Origin of the sequence: Flavipsychrobacter sp. (genome assembly GCA_041392855.1) — a bacterium.
Classification (GTDB): domain Bacteria; phylum Bacteroidota; class Bacteroidia; order Chitinophagales; family Chitinophagaceae; genus UBA5543.
The window spans coordinates 161,878-181,196 of sequence record JAWKLD010000001.1 but is presented as its reverse complement, the minus strand read 5'-3'; the positions used below and the strand labels follow the sequence as shown (position 1 = coordinate 181,196).

General features: G+C 38.4%; 17 protein-coding genes. 5 read left to right on the top strand and 12 right to left on the bottom strand.

Annotation, left to right across the window (positions count from 1 at the left end; all coding sequences use genetic code 11):
- The first annotated feature begins 39 nt into the window (after positions 1 to 39).
- On the top strand, positions 40 to 822 hold the full coding sequence (locus R2800_00845; protein ID MEZ5015572.1) for an NYN domain-containing protein: 783 nt from the start codon (positions 40 to 42) through the stop codon (positions 820 to 822).
- A gap of 3 nt (positions 823 to 825) precedes the next feature.
- Here R2800_00845 and R2800_00840 read toward each other — a convergent pair whose 3' ends face one another.
- The 12 genes from R2800_00840 to R2800_00785 form a co-directional block, all read right to left on the bottom strand.
- Positions 826 to 1,566: a polyphosphate kinase gene (locus R2800_00840; GenBank protein ID MEZ5015571.1), complete on the bottom strand. Its 741-nt coding sequence runs from the start codon at positions 1,564 to 1,566 to the stop codon at positions 826 to 828.
- 2 nt (positions 1,567 to 1,568) lie between these two features.
- Positions 1,569 to 3,779, bottom strand: a complete 2,211-nt coding sequence (locus R2800_00835; protein ID MEZ5015570.1) for a hypothetical protein — start codon at positions 3,777 to 3,779, stop codon at positions 1,569 to 1,571.
- Positions 3,780 to 3,896: 117 nt separating this feature from the next.
- Complete coding sequence (gene glyA, locus R2800_00830; GenBank protein ID MEZ5015569.1) at positions 3,897 to 5,174, bottom strand: serine hydroxymethyltransferase; 1,278 nt, start codon at positions 5,172 to 5,174, stop codon at positions 3,897 to 3,899.
- A gap of 130 nt (positions 5,175 to 5,304) precedes the next feature.
- Positions 5,305 to 5,664, bottom strand: coding sequence for a 50S ribosomal protein L19 (rplS, locus tag R2800_00825; protein ID MEZ5015568.1), 360 nt, complete (start codon positions 5,662 to 5,664; stop codon positions 5,305 to 5,307).
- A 97-nt stretch (positions 5,665 to 5,761) separates the two neighbouring features.
- Positions 5,762 to 6,715: a T9SS type A sorting domain-containing protein gene (locus tag R2800_00820; GenBank protein MEZ5015567.1), complete on the bottom strand. Its 954-nt coding sequence runs from the start codon at positions 6,713 to 6,715 to the stop codon at positions 5,762 to 5,764.
- A gap of 7 nt (positions 6,716 to 6,722) precedes the next feature.
- On the bottom strand, positions 6,723 to 8,030 hold the full coding sequence (locus R2800_00815; GenBank protein ID MEZ5015566.1) for a T9SS type A sorting domain-containing protein: 1,308 nt from the start codon (positions 8,028 to 8,030) through the stop codon (positions 6,723 to 6,725).
- A 102-nt stretch (positions 8,031 to 8,132) separates the two neighbouring features.
- Complete coding sequence (trmD, locus tag R2800_00810; GenBank protein MEZ5015565.1) at positions 8,133 to 8,813, bottom strand: tRNA (guanosine(37)-N1)-methyltransferase TrmD; 681 nt, start codon at positions 8,811 to 8,813, stop codon at positions 8,133 to 8,135.
- Complete coding sequence (gene rimM / locus R2800_00805) at positions 8,800 to 9,327, bottom strand: ribosome maturation factor RimM (protein ID MEZ5015564.1); 528 nt, start codon at positions 9,325 to 9,327, stop codon at positions 8,800 to 8,802. Before rimM ends, trmD begins: the two co-directional genes overlap by 14 nt.
- A gap of 30 nt (positions 9,328 to 9,357) precedes the next feature.
- On the bottom strand, positions 9,358 to 9,864 hold the full coding sequence (locus R2800_00800) for a hypothetical protein (GenBank protein ID MEZ5015563.1): 507 nt from the start codon (positions 9,862 to 9,864) through the stop codon (positions 9,358 to 9,360).
- A gap of 8 nt (positions 9,865 to 9,872) precedes the next feature.
- A complete protein-coding gene (locus R2800_00795; GenBank protein MEZ5015562.1) occupies positions 9,873 to 11,384 on the bottom strand; it encodes a carboxypeptidase M32 in 1,512 nt (503 codons plus the stop codon).
- 3 nt (positions 11,385 to 11,387) lie between these two features.
- Complete coding sequence (locus R2800_00790; GenBank protein MEZ5015561.1) at positions 11,388 to 13,649, bottom strand: bifunctional (p)ppGpp synthetase/guanosine-3',5'-bis(diphosphate) 3'-pyrophosphohydrolase; 2,262 nt, start codon at positions 13,647 to 13,649, stop codon at positions 11,388 to 11,390.
- A gap of 85 nt (positions 13,650 to 13,734) precedes the next feature.
- Positions 13,735 to 17,283, bottom strand: coding sequence for a hypothetical protein (locus tag R2800_00785; protein MEZ5015560.1), 3,549 nt, complete (start codon positions 17,281 to 17,283; stop codon positions 13,735 to 13,737).
- Positions 17,284 to 17,564: 281 nt separating this feature from the next.
- Here R2800_00785 and R2800_00780 point away from each other — a divergent pair, with 281 nt between their 5' ends.
- From R2800_00780 to R2800_00765, 4 genes are read left to right on the top strand one after another with little or no spacing between them, the layout of a single operon-like run.
- The gene (locus tag R2800_00780) at positions 17,565 to 18,047 is read left to right on the top strand and encodes a hypothetical protein (protein ID MEZ5015559.1); all 483 of its coding nucleotides are present in this window, start codon (positions 17,565 to 17,567) and stop codon (positions 18,045 to 18,047) included.
- On the top strand, positions 18,044 to 18,253 hold the full coding sequence (locus tag R2800_00775; GenBank protein ID MEZ5015558.1) for an AtpZ/AtpI family protein: 210 nt from the start codon (positions 18,044 to 18,046) through the stop codon (positions 18,251 to 18,253). The genes R2800_00780 and R2800_00775 overlap by 4 nt, the downstream gene beginning before the upstream one ends.
- Complete coding sequence (locus tag R2800_00770; protein ID MEZ5015557.1) at positions 18,250 to 18,627, top strand: hypothetical protein; 378 nt, start codon at positions 18,250 to 18,252, stop codon at positions 18,625 to 18,627. The genes R2800_00775 and R2800_00770 overlap by 4 nt, the downstream gene beginning before the upstream one ends.
- A gap of 1 nt (position 18,628) precedes the next feature.
- On the top strand, positions 18,629 to 19,273 hold the full coding sequence (locus R2800_00765; GenBank protein ID MEZ5015556.1) for a SprT-like domain-containing protein: 645 nt from the start codon (positions 18,629 to 18,631) through the stop codon (positions 19,271 to 19,273).
- The last annotated feature ends 46 nt before the right edge of the window (positions 19,274 to 19,319 follow it).

Here is a 19,319-nt window from a genome sequence, read left to right as displayed (position 1 = left end):
TAACAATACCTTATTATTTTTTTACCTACATTCAAGCATATGAACAACACACAGGATCTACGATTTGCAGTACTTATAGATGCTGATAATGTACCAGCTTCTGGAGTAAAAGAGATCATGGAAGAGATAGCCAAGTATGGTACGCCTACTTACAAGCGCATCTACTCCGATTGGACCAGACCTCATATGAACTCTTGGAAAGAAGTACTGCTGGATAATGCCATTACACCAATACAGCAGTATAGCTATACCAAAGGTAAAAATGCAACAGACTCTGCGATGATCATTGATGCTATGGATATACTTTACAGCAAACGTGTCGATGGTTTTTGTATCGTATCAAGCGATAGTGATTTTACAAGATTAGCTCTGAGATTGCGAGAAGCAGGAATGAAAGTAATAGGTATCGGTGAAAAGAAAACCCCCTCCCCCTTCATTGCTGCATGTGAGAAGTTCATCTACCTGGAAATATTAAAGCAGGATGCCCTTGAAGCAAAAGACAATGCAGACACTATAAAGCAAGAGAAAGAAAGCATTCAGAAAATAGACCAAAAACTCATTCGGACATTTACCAATGCCATCAACGATCTTGCTGAAGAAGACGGCTGGGCCTACCTTGGTGATGTAGGCAATTTGATCAACAAAAAGAAACCAGACTTTGACCCCCGTAACTATGGTTTTAATAAACTAGGGTTATTAATGAAATCCATCAGCAATTTTGAGATCGATGAGCGACAAGACAAAGGCAATATAAAACTGATATACCTTCGCTTAAAACCAAGACCTAAATCCAAAAAGAAAATAGCTAAGAAAAAAGCCTAGCTATTAAATAGTTGGGTATTTCATATTTAAGGACTTCAAGGTATCCCTTAGCTTTTTAGCAACATAGTAGGCTTTATACCAGTTTTGATCAGAAGGGACAATATGCCAAGGAATGGCATTACAATTCTCAAAAACGTCCTCATAACATTTGTAGTACTGCTCCCTATAAGCTGCCTCTACAAAGTCTCTTTTGTTGTACTTCCACATTTTCCTAGGCATGGTCATTCGCTCTTTCAAGCGTTCTCTCTGCTCTTGTTCTGACACATGTAGGTAGAACTTTAATACTTGTGTGCTATTATGCTCTGTTATCAACTGCTCAAAATCATTGATCGCTTTCATTCTCTTGAAAGCAGTCTTGTCATCTATCATGCTATGTACACGAGTCACTAAAACATCTTCATACTGCGAGCGATTGAAAACTTGTATCATTCCCTTTTGAGGAGCATGCTTGTGTATTCTCCACAAGAAATCATGAGCAAATTCTTCTTCTGTAGGTACTTTGTAGGACTTCACATGAATACCATGAGGATTAAGACTACCAAACACTTTTTTTATCAAGCCATCTTTGCCGCTGGCATCCATACCTTGCAACACCACTAGTACACTATGCTTACCTTCAGCGTAAAGCATATTTTGCAGCTCGTCCAACTCTTCAAGGATATTGGCTAATTCGTTTTTTATTTCTTCTTTAACTAAAGCTTTAGGCGCTCTAGTAGCCATTTCTTTTAATGATACTTTACCCATGTTTAGTTCACTAGATCAGCATTAAACAATCTTCTGTACGACTTAATAAAAATTGCACCTAAGTTTTTATGTGGTGGCACATAGTCGTCAAACATATCTTTGACAGGACCTCTCTTATCTGCAAAATAGACGTCTAAGCTCTTCCAAGTATCTATCCAGTTCAGATCTTTACCTTCCAATAATTGATCATTAATTTCTTTAATGATGGGCTCATTCACACTCATTGCACCCGTTTGCTTTGAAGAGATAATATTAGCATCAGGAGACTTGTCTAACACTGTAGCCAAGTTATGATACCCTCCACAAGACCCTAACATCACCACTCTTGTTTTTTTCACCAATCGCTCTAGTGTAAGTGGCAAGTGATAGCTATGCCCTCTGTGTACCATAATTGAAGGCTCTATTTTGTTTTTAGCAAGGTAGCTACACAATTTTTCTATGGCGACTTCATCTTCCGGTTCTTTCAAAGGCATGTTGGCATAAATAACCACAGGTTTACCAACCAAAGATTTAATCTCTGTCCAGTATTGCGTCTTTGTAATAGACCATTTTTTATTTTTAAAATTGGTCAGGAAACTATTATAAGAAGCAGCACCATCCTCATCTCCATAAAAATAGAATTGCTCATACACTGTTCCTGAATCATTGGTCAGATCATCAAATGTTACCCTGATAGCATCTCTAGCATAGTCTGCTTTTTTATTCTTCTCAAATAAGCTAGCTAATAAACCATATATGATAACCCCTTTCTTACTTTTTATCTGGTAAGAATGCTCATAGTTCTTCTTTACCTCTGTTCTTAAAAAATCTGCCAATACAGTATCCTTAATACTACCAAACGCATCGGCAACATCCACCGCATCCTCCAGATCGTTTTCTTTTCCTTTCTCCAAACCACCTACAAACTCTTTCATTACAGCAGTACGCTCAGCTGGCCCCATGGTTGCTAAAAACTCACTCAACGTATTGTACCCTGCACACATGCGCAAAAAGGTTCTAAACTTATCCTTATGCACATTTTCCAACAGTTCATTACCTTTTGTAGAGTCCATACGTTCCAGCATTCGACTGAACGTTCCTAAAAAGCTACTGGTATAAATTTCATCCTGGCCATAGACCATTATGAAATATAACGTTTCTGGAGAAAAACCATTGATGCATTTAAACCTCACCTTCCCTGTTTCTTCGTGCAGGTCATTCATCTCTCTCACATACTTCAATCCTCTGTATTGAAGCTCATTGGTGTAGGTATCTCCGCCAAGACTTACATTTTCCAACTTTAGCCTTACCAAGTTCTGATAAAACAGGTCTTCATCCGCAGTTATAGCATCGATCTCAGGAATTGTCTTTTTACCTCTATACACATCATTTAAAAACGGCATAGCTTTTAATGGAGACTTAGACAATGTGGCTATTTGTACAATAGTACGTACCAAAGCATCATCGCATGCCCTTACAGCATTACTCAACTTATAGTTGGTAGAAGAAGCATAGTTGAACACTTCGCTAGGCACTACTTTAGCCGCTTCTTTTATTATGTCACAAGCGTAGGGATGTGTTGCAAACTCATCTAAACGTTTTATCAACTTCTCCGGTTCACGCTTACCCATTTCCCTATAGATAAATGCTCTGTCTTCAGACGCTACTGACAGCAAAGAAGGGCAGTTATCCAAAGTATACATATTGATATTTTCCTTTACAAAAGCACTCATACGCCCTTCAAAATCAGCGATGATCATGCCGCGAAGATTTGTTGATGCTCTTCTATAATAATAAGGATCTATCTTATAGTCTGAAGTGTATCTTTTTACAAAATCATACACTACTCTCAAGTATCTTATCTTCATATTACGCTCAGCAAAAGCATCGATACTATCTGTAGGTAAATTCTCAATAGTAATTTCCAGTTGATCAATATCTTTCAGCATGGCTTCTGTAAGCATATTGGTCAACTCAGGATTTTCTGCATAATATATACGACCGTCTGTACGTCCATCTGCGAGGTCTACCTGCTCTTGCACTCTATCTATCTTATCATGCCAACGCTGCATGTTCAATGGCACCAATTTTATTAATGTATCTACGTCGTAAATACTAATTTCCGGTACATCTTCCTTTTTATTCTTATCTCTTCTTCTTTGTGCTGAGGCATCTGTAACCAACAAGGCTACCAACACAATAAGACCAATAACCTGAAAAAATCTCTTGCTCATAAATCGCTTTATATTGAAAAGAATATAGACTAGAGCCTATATTATCTGTAAAAATACAAAATGCCGTCGTGGTTATTAAAATTGTTACACGACGGCATGAAATATTAACTTTTCTGTCTATTTCTCAGGATACAGCGGAAACTGTTCCATATACTTATTCACCTCAGCCTTTACTGTGCTTATCACCTGCTCATCGTCAGGAGACATCAGCACTCTATCTAACCAATCTACTATTTGAGGCATATCAGCTTCTTTAAGCCCTCTTGTCGTCATAGCAGCCACACCTACTCTAATACCTGATGTAATAAATGGAGACCTGTCATCAAAAGGCACCATGTTTTTATTTAAGGTAATATCAGCTTTTACTAATGTATTTTCAGCCTTCTTACCACTTATGTTCTTATTTCTAAGGTCTATTAGCAGCAAATGATTATCCGTACCACCAGACACAATATCATACTCCTTTGCCAAGAAAGCCTTTGCCAGCGCCTGCGCATTGGCTACTACTTGTTTAGCATAGGCTGTATAGTCGTCACTCAATATTTCACCAAAAGCTACTGCCTTTGCTGCGATAACATGTTCTAAAGGACCTCCCTGCGTACCTGGGAATACTGCCATATCTACTAGATGCCCCATGCTACGAATCTCACCTTTGGGACTGGTCAAACCCCAAGGGTTATCAAAATCCTCTTTCATCAATATCAAACCACCTCTTGGACCTCTTAGCGTTTTATGTGTAGTTGTTGTTACAAAGTGGCAATGATCGAACGGACTTCTCAAATGCCCCTTCGCTATAAGACCTGCAGGGTGAGAAATATCTGCCAATACAAAAGCCCCAATTTTATCAGCAACAGCTCTTATACGTGCATAATCCCAATCTCTACTATATGCAGACGCTCCGCAAATGATCATTTTAGGTTTATGCTCCAGCGCTTTTGCTTCCAGCTCTTCATAATCTACTAAACCGTCCTCTTTTTTCACTCCGTAGTGAACTGCATTATACAGCTTACCTGAGAAGTTTACAGGAGAACCGTGCGTTAAATGCCCGCCCATGCTAAGGTCTAAACCTAAAATAGTATCACCAGCCTGCAAAGCAGCTAGCATAACAGCAGCATTGGCCTGTGCACCACTATGTGGCTGCACATTAGCATAGGCTACACCAAATATTTCTTTCGCTCTTTCTATTGCTAAGGTTTCACTTTTATCTACGACTTCACAGCCACCGTAATAACGCCTACCTGGGTAACCCTCGGCATATTTATTGGTCATTACACTTCCCATGGCTTCCATCACCTGAGCACTTGTGAAGTTTTCTGAGGCTATCAGCTCCAAGCCCCTTCTCTGGCGGGCCAATTCTTCATCTATCAATCCAAATATTGCTGTATCGCGTTGCATTTTGTATAATTTTCGCTGCAAAGTAAGGCAATCTAACGTTAAAGCAAAGTAGCTACCCTGCTAGTTATTCCACTATTCACAATAAAAAAGCCTCGCTGATAGCGAGGCTTCGTATATATTAAAAATAATATTACTTCTTAGAGATGTACATTTTCTCCTTAATACGAGCAGATTTACCAAAGCGGCTACGTAGGTAGTACAATTTAGCACGACGTACACGACCTCTTTTATTCACCTCGATCGAATCGATATGCGGAGAGTATAAAGGGAACACACGTTCAACACCAATACCGTCAGATATCTTACGTACAGTGAATGTTTGTGTATGACCTACACCTTGACGCTTAATAACGTTACCCTTAAACGACTGAATACGCTCTTTAGCACCTTCTACAATCTTATAGTTAACAGTGACATTGTCACCTGCTTTAAACTCAGGTATTTCTTTATTAGCAGATAACTGCTCGTGTATAAAAGCTACAGCTTCCATTTTTACTTAGTTTTTGGGTCTGCAAAGGTAATAGTAATTTGTTTATCAACAAAAATATTTATCAAAAGGTTTGTAGATTTTTTCAAATCCAGCTCATTTACTGCTTTACCACTCTGCTAAAAAAGGTCTTACCCGATTTATCAGAAGTTTTCAAACAATATACACCATTTGGTAAATCATTGATATTCAAAGGATAATCATTACTCTCCCGAACACAACTACCATTTAGATCCAGCAAAGATACTTTTTCTACTTCTATAGAAGTCTTGGCATATACCATTCCTGTAGTAATAGTCGGATAGATAATAAGCCCCGTCTTATCTCTCCTAGGTTCTTGAATACTAGTTGGCGGTTGTAGGCTATACTTATACACTGTATTAGCAACAGGAGATCCTTGTAACTCATAATTATCAAATACTACCCCCGACGATGATAATGTGCTATCATCTGGCATTGCAGTATTACCATATACCATTAACCCGTAGTCATAATTCAAAGGTGTAATACTCTTAAGATGGTGAACCCCTGACAATGGGCCTAGCACAAAAGAAGTACTGGCAGTAACATTATTTGGTCCCATGTGCAATTCAAAATCATTACTGCCTTCATATAGCCAGAGTTGAAAGTTCATGAACACCGAAGTATCGGAAGCACAACCTGCATTTTTGACCTGTATCTTCATTATTCTGTTCCCTATGCTCCCTTCTACTTTATAGGTCCTTTTCGATAAGTTCAGTCCCTTACTATAACCTCTATCTTGTATCCCTACTGCAGCAAAGCCATCGGCATAATAAAAATGGGTAGAAGGGTCAAATACCAAACGAGCAGTCGTCTCCAATCTAAACTGTGTAAAATTTTGCCCCATAAATTTGTACGTAAACCCTATGGGCAAAACAATTCCTTGTACGCCTCCCCAGGTTCTGCCATTATCTATTGAAGTATCATTGGTTATTTCCTGATACGTTTCCATACGTCGAGAAAAGTAATAAGGCTGTGCATGAACACTTAAAACCAATACCCAACAAAAAACTAAGGCTATAATTTTCTTCATGACCGTTTTATTTTATCTGGATTTTTTGAGTGTATTGCTTTGTTCCAGACGATACTACAATTGTATAAGTACCTCCTGCGAGATCACTCACATTCAAAGTACCCTTCCCATTTCCGTTTATTAGCAATGGAGCTGTTTTTATTTTTGCCCCAAGCGTATTGTAAACAGTAATAGTATATTCCTTGTTAGCAGATGCATCTAACAACTGTATACTCAATGCAGCATTAACAGGATTGGGAGATACCACTATTTGACCAGAGCTATTGGCAACAGTATTTATTGACGAGGGTTTGGCTGCACTTAGCTTAAAAATATTACGCCCTATAGCATAAGCCACAAAGTTAGCACCGTCAGGTATCACCCTTATTTTATTAGTATAAACCCCAAGATTTTTCGATTGCCATGTAGCACCTCCATCTGTAGTTTCATACCCCGACAAGTCAGAACCAACCCAGCCTACATGATCGCTCACGAAACCAATACCGAATTCTTTACAGCCATTATTCACGAGCGGTAGATCTGTCCATGTCAAACCGCCATCTGTAGTCTTGGCTACATACCTATTATTATTCAGGGGATCGTAGCTGAGTATGGTTAGGTATCCAGTTTTACGCGATGGGAAAGATGCCTTCCAGCATATCTCATTAAATCGAGAAGAGGTATATACTGTAGTAAACGTTTGCCCGCCATCAGTAGTATATAATACCTGTGCATGACTACTAGGTACTGAGGCATCGCTAGCTGTAAAAACAAAACCTGTATCAGGCCCGAAAAACTTCAGATCTAAGATCATAGCACAATGCGCACTCATATCTTTTGAGGTCCATGTTTTTCCACTATCAGTAGACTTAATAAGGTGCACGGGACTACCTACTCTACCTGCAGCGTATACAACCTTGTCATTTACAACATCTATTGCACATAAACCCTTTACGGTTGGTCCTGAGATATTAGTTACAGGCAGCCAATTCACACCACCATCTGTAGTTTTGTATAATGGGATAGTGTCTGTTACGCCGGGAAAATATGCTGTACCGATATTTCCAGCAAAGCCAGTTAAGGAATCAATAAAACCTACACATCTAAAATAGGTGCCGGGCTTATCTATTTGTTTTGTCCAACTATTGCCTCCATCTGAAGTTTTATAAATTCTTCCTGAGCCATTTATACTCCACCCAGTAGTTGGGGTTACAAAGTAAATGTCATCTTGTTTACCACCGTTGGTTGGTGCATTGGGTAGAGACACCCATTTGTACTGTGCCATGGAAACACCGGCACATAATAAAGCTGAGCATAGCAGTAATATTTTTTTCATTGTATCTATGTTTTAGCTTCAAAAAAACATAGACCTGCTTACCTCTACAAAAAATGGCGGGGTGATATATGGGGGGACAAAATTAGAATTGACAATTATGTGTCAATCCTCATACAAGTCAGGTCGTCTTTCTTCAGTGCGTTTTAACGATTGCTCCTGACGCCATTCATCAATCTTTTTTGCATGACCACTTAATAAAACTTCAGGCACCTTATGGCCTCTGAAATCTGCGGGTCTTGTATACACAGGCGGAGCTAACAATCCATCCTGAAAAGAATCTGACAATGCTGATGTTTCGTTATTCAATACACCGGGTATCAATCTACCAATAGCATCTACCACCACTGCTGCGGCCAGCTCACCACCACTTAATACATAGTCCCCTATCGACAACTCCAGCGTAACATATAATTCACGTATCCGCTCATCAATACCTTTATAGTGCCCACAGATAATGATCAAGTTACCTTTTAAAGACAGCGCATTGGCTTGCTTTTGATTAAAAGTGATACCGTCCGGGGTCATGTATATGATCTCATCATAGCTCCTTTCCTCCTTTAGCTTATCTATCAATATAGCTAAGGGCTCAGGCATAAGCACCATACCTGCACCACCGCCAAATTGATAGTCGTCAATTTGTGCTTGCTTATAAGGGGTATGATCTCTTATATCATGAATTACTACTTCTAACAACCCCTTATCTTGCGCTCTCTTCATTATAGAATGAGCGAAAGGGCTTTCTAAAAGTTTTGGTACCGCTGTTATTACATCAATCCTCATCATTGCTATCTCCTGTATATACATCTAATAAACCATCCGGCAGGTCAACTCTTAAGTATCTATTGCGGATGTTTATATCTAAAATTATTTCTTCTACTAATGGTATCAACACCTCATTATCTTCATACATAACAGTTGCTATCCACTGCTGACCCGCTTGCATTACATCTGCAATCTCCCCTATACCTCCTACAGTTTTATCTACAATGTTAAAACCTACCCACATCAACGGAGATTCTTTACTTGTCTTACCAAGCACATCTTCTGAAACATACACATCTTTGCCTACTAAGACTTTAGCGTCCTCCATTGTGGTTATCTCCTCTAGCAAAATGTGTTGTTCATCGGAACTTTTCTCCTTCACTTCTTGCACAAAATAAGGGATATTGCTCCCCTTCCTCAACGCAACAAACAGCACATCGTTTGCCTTTAACCAGTTGCTCTTCTCTACGATATGCTTTAATATCACAGTGCCTTGCAAACCATGGGTAGCTACTATTTTACCGATCCTTACCATAAAAACTTCGTGCAAAGTTAATCGAAAGCACTAAAAATAACTGAAATAGAATTTTGAGTGGGCTGCATACTCGATGTTTAGCTCATCGCCGTTGGCATAATTATTAAAATCTTGCGCTCTTACTTCTATGCTCAATTTGTTAGGCGATTCCAAGTAGAAATAATAGGAATTATTATGAGGCATATATTGCTTCCGCTTTATGTATGTACGCTCTATCACTTTTAGCTTGTCCTTCAGATCTGCATGTAACTTTCCTAAATTCCGCTTATAGCTGACAAACATAATACTACCTGCAAAAACCAAAAGAAACAAAACACCGAAAAAGTACCTCGCATAAGAAAACGCTATCTCAATTTCGATCTCATCGCCCTCTGCTGCCTGAAACCATGCAAAAATAAAAGGGATTATAAAGCAGAATGCCATCAAAACCCTTGCCACCTTATAAAACTGAGCTCCTTCTTTTTCTGCCTTTTTTTCTAAAAAAGCATACTCTTCTTTTGTTAATGCTTCGGTATATATATAGCTCTCTTTTGGCATACCTTATGCTATATCCCGTATATATTGCCGTATTTAGTAGTAGCGTACTCCATAAATGCTCCCAAGTTCAATCCTTCTCCTGTAATCCTTTCGCATAATTCTTCAGAACGGTATTTTCTACCATGAACATGCACCTTATTGGTCAGCCATTGATGAAAATATTTAAACGAACCTATTGCGATATTTGCTTCAAGATCGGGCATATCTTTTTTAGCTTGCTTATAAAACTGTGCCGCATAAAAACTACCTAAAGAATAAGTAGGGAAATAACCAAAGCTACCATGAGCCCAGTGCACATCTTGCAGCACTCCTTCTTTATCGTTAGTAGCTGACACCCCCAAGTAGTTTTGATAACGGCTATTCCATACTTCTGCCAAGTCTGCTACATTAATAGCTCCTGACAGTAGTTCTTTTTCTATTTCATAACGGATCAATACATGGAAATGGTATGTCAACTCATCAGACTCCGTTCTAATAAGCGATGGCGTTACTTTATTTATAGACTTGTAAAATGCATTTACGTCCACACCATTTAGCTGATCGGGAAACAAGCCTGTCAACTCTGGATAAAAATGTTTCCAAAACAGTAGACTTCTTCCAACATTATTCTCCCAAATTCTAGATTGGGACTCATGTATCGATAATGAGGCCGCCTCTCCTAATGGCAAACCATATTGCTCTGCTAACAACCCTTGCTCATATAGCGCATGACCGCCTTCATGTATACTACTCCATAGTAGTGACGCAAAATCATTTTCATCTACTCTGGTTGTTACCCTTACATCGTTTGGAGAAAAAGAAGTAGTAAAAGGATGCTCTGACAAGTCTTGCCTACCCGCATCAAAATCATATCCCATTTTCTTCAAGACGGCGATGGAAAAATCCCACTGCTTATCTTTTGGGTAGTTTTTGTACAAGAAGGAGCTTTCTACCTGTTGTGCCTCTTTGATCTTCGCTAATAAAGGTGGTAACTGTTCTTTTACCTGAGAGAATATGGGCTCTAGCATAGCAACTGTAGCACCTTTTTCATACTCATCTAGCAAAGCATCATAGACATGACCTTCATAACCATAGGCATCTGCTTTCTCTTTAGTCAGTGCCAGCATATTAGTCAACTCAGGCACATATACTTTATAATCATTCTCCTTCCTCGACCTTATCCAAGCGTCGTAGCTTTTACTTACTTGATTAGTCAATCTTTCCACTAAACTTGTAGACAGCTTAGTCTCCTTATCATAATCTTCTTTACTAAGTTGTACGTTGGCTAACTCATCTTCTCTTAACCCATCCTTACTTAGTAGCTGTTCTAATATATTGCCGTAGTGCTCACTAGTAAGCAATTCATGACTATAAGAGGCTAGTGTAGCTAACTGCCTACCTCTATGTTCAAATCCCTTTGCAGGCATGAAGACTTCTTGATCCCAGCCCAATACTGCCGATGCATAATTGACATCTGCTGCTTTTTGATTTATCTCCTTATAATCTTGATATAGTTCTTTAGCAGACTTTTGTTTCAGCATATTTTATTTGTTATTGTCTTCCGTACCTTCTAACCGAAGCACTTTATTAATACCATCTAGCGACAGCAATTTCCTACTCAACTCATCCAGTTCACTTCTATCCAATACATACACCATAATAGTACCATCAAAAATACCATCGTGAGAATCGATACTAATAGAACGCATATTCATATTCAACTCGGCAGAAATGATATTGGTAATCTTCTGTATCACCCCTACATCATCCAAACCAATAATACGCACCCCTGTAAGGAAAGATATCTCTTTATTCTTAGCCCATTTAGTCTTCACAACCCTATGGCCATAGTTAGCCAATAATTGTGCTGCATTAGGGCAGTCGTTCCTATGAATTTTCACACCTTCCGATGAGGTTACAAACCCAAAAACATCATCACCAGGTATTGGTTGACAACATTGTGCCAGTTTATATTTTATCTTATCAGAACTCTCTCCAAAAATAACCAGCTCAGACCCCTTAGCAGGTTTTTGTTTTGACAGCTCTTCTTCAGAAACTAACTGTTTGGCATCTAGCTGTACTTCTTTTGCAGGACGATACATTTTATCACCATGTATCTTAAACTTCTTAAAGTCCTTAGTATCAATATTGCCTACAGCAACGCCATAGAACAGATCTAGCTGCGAATCTTTTTTATAAAAAGTAGTGAGCTCATGAATATTATGAAAGGACATAGGTACACCCAAGTTTTTCAACTTTCGTTCTACTATTTCCTTACCTTCTTCTGCGGTCTTTCTCTTTTCCTCTTTTAAGTAATACTTTATTCTTGACTTGGCCTTACCTGTTATCACAAAGGACAACCAATCTTCATTAGGTCTTTGCTTTGAAGAGGTTATTATTTCAACCTGATCTCCGCTTGTTAGCTTATAGCTTATGGGTACTAATCTGTAGTTCACCTTTGCACCGATACAACGTGCACCCAATTCAGAGTGTATATCAAAAGCAAAGTCGAGTGCAGTTGCTCCCTTAGGAAGCACCCTCATTTCCCCTTTAGGAGTGTAGATGTATATCTCTTCTGTGAACAGATCGGATTTAAAATCTTGCAAGAAATCCAGCGTGTCTGTATCGGGATTGCTCAATACATCATGCAGGTGCTGCAACCAACTATCCAGCTTACTTTCTTTATCGTCCTTACCTCCTTCCTTATATCGCCAGTGTGCTGCCAATCCTTTCTCTGCAATCTCATTCATACGTTTAGTACGTATCTGCACTTCAACCCATCTACCACCTGGCCCCATTACTGTTGTATGTAGCGCCTCATACCCATTACCTTTGGGTACACTTATCCAATCTCTCAGGCGGTCGGGACTAGGTTTATAAAAGTTGGTAACAATGGAATATATCTTCCAGCAATCCTCTTTCTCTTTTTTTATTGGCGTATCAATAATGATACGGATGGCAAACAAATCATACACCTCTTCAAAGGCAACATGTTTTGTTTTCATTTTATTCCATATAGAATGAATAGACTTGGGCCTACCAAAAATATCTATATCAAACTTTTGATTTTGTAATTCTTCTTTGATGGGTTTTATAAACTCCCTTATATATTTTGAGCGTTCACGTTTAGTCTCTGTTAGTCCATTTTCTATTTCTTCATACACTTCGGGTTGTGTGTACTTTAACGATAGATCTTCCAGCTCAGATTTAATTTCGTACAGCCCCAATCTATGAGCTAAAGGAGAATATATAAAGGTTGTTTCAGAAGATATTTTCAGTTGCTTCTCCTTAGCCATGCTTCCAAGTGTGCGCATGTTATGCAATCTATCTGCAAGCTTGATAAGTATAACCCGAGGATCATCAGCAAGTGTTAATAATATCTTTCTAAAATTCTCTGCTTGTACTGTCGTATCAGCTTTTAAATCTACTACATGAGAAATTTTAGTTAGTCCATCAATGATCTTTGCATGGGATGCTCCAAACTCTCTTTCTATATCTTCTAAAGTAAGTTCTGTATCTTCTACAACATCATGTAGCAAAGCGCACATCGCAGAGGTAACTCCTAATCCTACCTCTTCAACAACAATTCGAGCTACAGCTATTGGATGTAGCACAAAGGGTTCCCCTGACTTTCGGCGCATATCAATATGCGCATCTACAGCCACTTCAAATGCTCTACGTACTCGGGCTTTATCGCCCTTTTTCATTTTTTGTTTTAATGAACGTAATAACCCTCTATACTCTCTGGTAATGAGCTTTTTCTCTTCTTCCTCGTCTTTATTGTATAATGTATTTAGAATCTGCACAGGATGGTGTCTTTGTTGTATGAATTTACGAAAATCCTAATTACAAAACATAGCTGCGGGGATGCTGCCATATATATTATTATCCCTAGTATTTAGACTGGTAAAACTTAAGGTAAGGCTCGATATCTTTATCTACCAATAGTTTTTTGTAGTTACTTTCCGATATCATGATCAGGTCGTATTCTCCGTTCTGGTATTCTCTGAATATCTGCTTAGTACTACGCAGCATTCTGATATAGATCTTTGCCTGACTTAATCCATTAAAACTCTTAACATTAACGATACCTTGCTTAGCACTTATCATAGAGATATCAGTATTCAAGTTCAATGAAGAAAACTTGAACTGATTAAAATCGTTGATAGCTGCTTTAACTCCCATAGCCCTCTGCTCCATTTTATTGAATGTAAAGAGGACATAATGATTCTCATTAGCATTATACTTAAACGCCACTGGAGCATTACTAGGTGCTTGTGCTATAGGTATATTAGCAGGTTTGGGCTGTGGTTTTGCAGGAGTTTCTCCACCTACTGACGAGGCCTTATTTTTATTAATGTATCGCAATACAGCTTCCGCCCAGCTTCTTAATGATGACGATGGATGAGCACTCATGAAGTCTGTAAGTAATGAATCTGCATATTCATAGTCACCACTACCTGCCAAAGCAATGGCTTCCATGATCCTAAAACGGTTGCTATACACTGAGTCCTTATACAACTTCTGACCATTCCTTGCTCTTGTAAGCACATTGGTATAATCTCTACTCATCAATGACTGGTAGGTCTCATCATAATAGTTGGAGACACTAACATCAGTCTTGATCACCTCTACCTTTTCTTTAGGCTGTACCAAACTTGCCCACTCAGAGTCACTATACTCTTTTATGAGACGCTGGCTATATTCACTGGCCTTATCTAGATTACCTTCTCTTAAGTTGATGATATACCTTATATATAGTTCCTCTGCCTTATGCTCATGGTCGGGGAAACGTATATTGAGTGTATCTAAAGTATGTATGGCTGGTGGATAATCTTCAAGTGCTTGGACATATGCATTAGCAACATCTACATAAGCTCTTCTTACCTCTTTTAACTTTTCCTCTTGTTCTTTACCCGCTTTTGGGATAGCGGCTAATAAACTCTCTTCTGTAGGTATACCATTCTCATCTACACCTTCTGCCCCTTCTGTTTCAGCTGCTTCATTATTATTTTGTCCGTTAAAACCACCAGCGGAAAGCCTCCTCCAGTCATCTGCCAATTCCCGATTACCCCATTTTTGTTTAAATGCATTGTAGCCTTTTTGCAACTGTGCAGGGTTAGAAAAATACCAGTTGGCGTAGTTCCCTTTCCTGTTACCAGAGTTCTTAGCTATATTGTTCAGCCCTGCATTCTCTGCCTGGAAAATACTATCTGCTATTCTCCTTTCTAGGATTTTAATATACTTCCTGACAATACTTTTTTGCTCCTTAGGCGTTTTCATAGCCAGATCCAGCAAGCTATCGTTGTGACGAATAACTCTAAGAGGAGTAGTCAACTCTTCCAATACACCCGCTCTTTTAACGGCAACCGACATTAGAGTATCATCAGGTACAGAGGTAGCAAATTGGATAGCACTATCATAGGAGTTTTTGGCATTCTCGTACTCCTTAGAGTTATAATATACATTCCCTAATAATGCAAAAGATTTCCCCTTTTGCTCAGCAGAAGATTTAGGCGAACTAATACTTTTTTTCAAATAATCTATACCATCTTCCGTATTGTTATTGTTGACTGCTAGCTGCCCCAATACAAAGTAAACTTGCTCATAATACTTAGCATATTTACCGTCCTTCAATACCTTCTCCAGCATTGCTGTTGCTCGCTCCTGTTCCGTCCCGCTTAGCATATAACTATAGGCTAAGTTCTTCCTCGAATAGAAGTCCATGTCAATATTAGGATGGAGCTTTATTGTCTTTCTAAAACTTTCAGCAGATGCAACATAATCGCCTTGCTCTTGTAGCAATTGCCCATTTATATAGGATGCTCTTCTTCTGATCCATTTAGGCAATTTATCATCATTGCTTACTATCCTCAAGTGTTCTGTAGCTCCTCTATAATCTCCATCACTAAGCCCTATATATGCTTTTTCCAAGGCCATTCTTCCTCGTAGCGACTCAGGGAAGTTTGGATCATTCTCAATAAGATCCAGTACAGATTCAGCTTCACCTTCCTTATGAGACTCTGTATACGTTCTAGCCAGCCATAATATAGCTTGGTTATGTACCGAGCGATGCTTAATTAAGCCTACAACTCCTTTATCTTCCTTCTCTACTATTGAGCTTGATTTTTTGCGTGATTTGTTTCTTTTCTTTTTCTTTTTATCTCTTAGGCTTACTATATACTGGAAAGAAGCTGCGGCATTCTTATAATCGCCTTTGTAATAATAGGCTTGCCCTAATAACAAATAAAGATCATCACCCCATTTCGTTCTAGGGTCATGTATTTGTATACCTAATGACGCTTTTTGGATAATACTATCCATATCAGGAGCCAACACCGTAGAATCTCTATCAGGGTCAAATGGATATAATGCTAAGAGCGAATCATAGTTCTCTTGCCGGAACCGCAGCATATTCCGTATGGCTTCATCCATTTTCCTATCGGCATTGAAGTAATAATTATACCTTGAAAAAGTGTTTTGTATCACTTGCCGTGGCAAAGACCATTTCTTTTTCAGCATTTTCTCATTACTCCATGCCTCTCGTTTTTTCTTTATCTTGAGCTCTAGGGCGAGTTCTTTATTTTTCTCTCTATTCTTTCTATTTAATTTTCGCTCTTTATCTCGTTCTTCCTTTATCTTAGCCAAACTATCCGACCTTATTTTTCTTACGGCCTTCACACTATCCAGATACTTGTTCCTAGAAGCGGTCATACTATCTAAAAAGGCTTTTCTCACAGCAATAGCACTATCATTCACTCTTTTCCGCTCCTTTGCTAGACTGTCAAAATATTCTTTGCGCACAGCACGCATGCTATCCAGCCTCAGCTTTCTAACTATTTGTACACTGTCTTTATACCTTTTGCTCTGTCTGTATGCCCTTACTACAGCAAGACTATCCGACCTTTTTTTCTGTATTGCCTTTATACTATCTATATATGCCTTTCGAACAGCAATGGTGCTATCCATTATTCTCTTCCTAACAGTACGTACACTATCGAAATAGGCTTTTCTTACTGCTTGTATGGAGTCTACCCTTGCCTGTCTGGCAACAGTTATACTATCTTTATAAGCCTTAGATTGTTTATATTCTCTTATTACCCTTAGGCTATCAGCTACTTTTTGACGTGCAGCCTTCATACTATCCAGCTTGTGTTGTCTGACCAGCTTAACACTATCAAAATAGTTTTTTTGCGCTGTCCGGGTTGAGTCTAGAATATACTTTCTAGCTGTTTGTATACTATCATTATACGCTTTTTGGGCCTTGCGTGTAGAATCCAGCTTTTTTTGACGTTCTTCCTTAAGCTCTTCAAAATAGGTCTTCTGAGCATTTTTTATGGAATCTAACCTTTGGCCTCTTACCACCTTTATGCTGTCTGCCTTACTCCTAGGCGGTGCAGACACTTCTTTTTCAGCTTGCTTCTTTGATTTTTTGAACAATTGAGCATGCGCATAGTTATTGGGGTACAACCCCAAACAAATAAAAAAGAAAACTAATGCGAATATTCTAGAGTTCAATGTATTTATATGTCACTTTTTTAAACTGATACTATATTAACTATAATACCATCAAAATATTTTGTGCCGTCAAGAGAGGGCAAAATACGCTTATCACTTTATTCTTTCAAAAAATACTACAAATCGTTTTATTTAACATATGTGTTTAATATTTAAGTTTGTTTTGCTCGGTCGTAATGCGCAAAAATGTAAATTGCAAGCCAATGGGAAAAGTTAAGAACGATAAGAACTTAAAATCAGGATTTTTTAAAAAGTTAAGCACTCAATATAGGATAGTGTTTATCGATGATAACTCGCTGGAAGAGGTAGCTTCTTATCGTCTTACTATGCGTAAACTATACATTCTTCTTAGTACATTATTCGTAATGGTTTCCTTCATTACTATTGCGTTAATACTTTATACGCCTTTGAAGTACTATGTACCCGGCTATGCTTCAGGCAGTAATAGATCTCAAATTATAAAACTGAAACACACCGTAGACTCCCTATCTGACAGAGTAAGTGCACAGGAACAATATGAACAAAGTATAAGAGATGTGCTATCAGGTAATATTGTAGATAGAGACACTGCTAAACTTGACTTAAAGAAATATAACGAAGAACGTAAGAATAGTTTGCTAAAAACAGAGGAAATAAAAAGAACTGCTATAAAAGAAGTTGCTAAAGAAAACAAGAAAAAGAAATGAGCCAACCTAAGCGACAAAACGAAGCACTTAAATACATGGGGCTAGGCATGCAGTTGCTGGTTACTATAGCCATAGGTGTTTGGGGAGGACTACAACTAGACAAGCTAACACCTTTTGACTTTCCTTTATTTCTGGTATTACTGCCCCTTCTGGCACTTGTTTTATCTTTTTGGAGCTTGATGAGAACACTAAATAATAAAAAATGAAACGGACATTCATCTTATTAACTATAGCTGCCTTTATTTTTATAAGTGCTGCCTTATCAGCACTACGTATATATGCACCTGAATATAATTACACCGTTCTTATGACGGGTAATATAGTCTTGTCTCTATTATCATTTATCTCATTCATGGTAGTTACAAGACAAATAAATGATAAGCCGGACGCTTTTGTAAGAGGTGTTTATGCCTCTACCTTTTTGAAAATGATCATAAGTATGTTTGCCATACTTATATATGTATTCATTAATAGAGACCAACTTCACAAGCCTACTATTTTTTCTTTGATGGGTATCTATGCTGTTTATTCTACTATAGAGACTTGGCTGCTGTCTAAAATGGCCCGTGATACAAAGTAAAATGGCAAAGCAAGAAACAGGCTTAACTACCTTAGAGCAGTTTTTGCCACCAAACACTTTTGGGATGGTTATCCGTTATTTTAAAAAATACCCGATCCATCTCACACTCACCAAGGAACGCAAAACCGTATTGGGAGATTACCGTCCTCCTACAAGAAAGGACAAACATCACCGTATCAGCTTAAATATCAACCTGAATAAATACAACTTCCTGATCACCCTCTTACACGAGCTGGCTCATTTGGTAACATGGGAAAACTATAGAGAACGTGTATCACCACATGGTAAAGAATGGAAAGAACAATTCAGAACCATACTACTACCCTTCATTGGCAAGAAAATATTTCCAATGTCATTAGAAAAGGCATTAGTATTATATCTACGAAACCCTGCCGCTAGTACATGTACAGACCCCGGACTTTTTAAGGCATTGTACAAGTACGACAAAAAGAAACCCAACTATAAATTAATAGACGACCTAGAGGTAGGACATTGGTTTCAGATAGAAGATGGCAGGGTGTTTGAAAAAATTGAGCAACTAAGAACACGCTCTCTTTGTAAAGAACTTGGAACAAGAAAAAAATATTTCTTTCCAGGCATTTATGAGGTAAAGCATGTAAGAAGAGACCGTAGGCTTATTGCCTGAAATCACCCAATTTTTCCCCCTTTACATATTTCGATCACACAAGAAA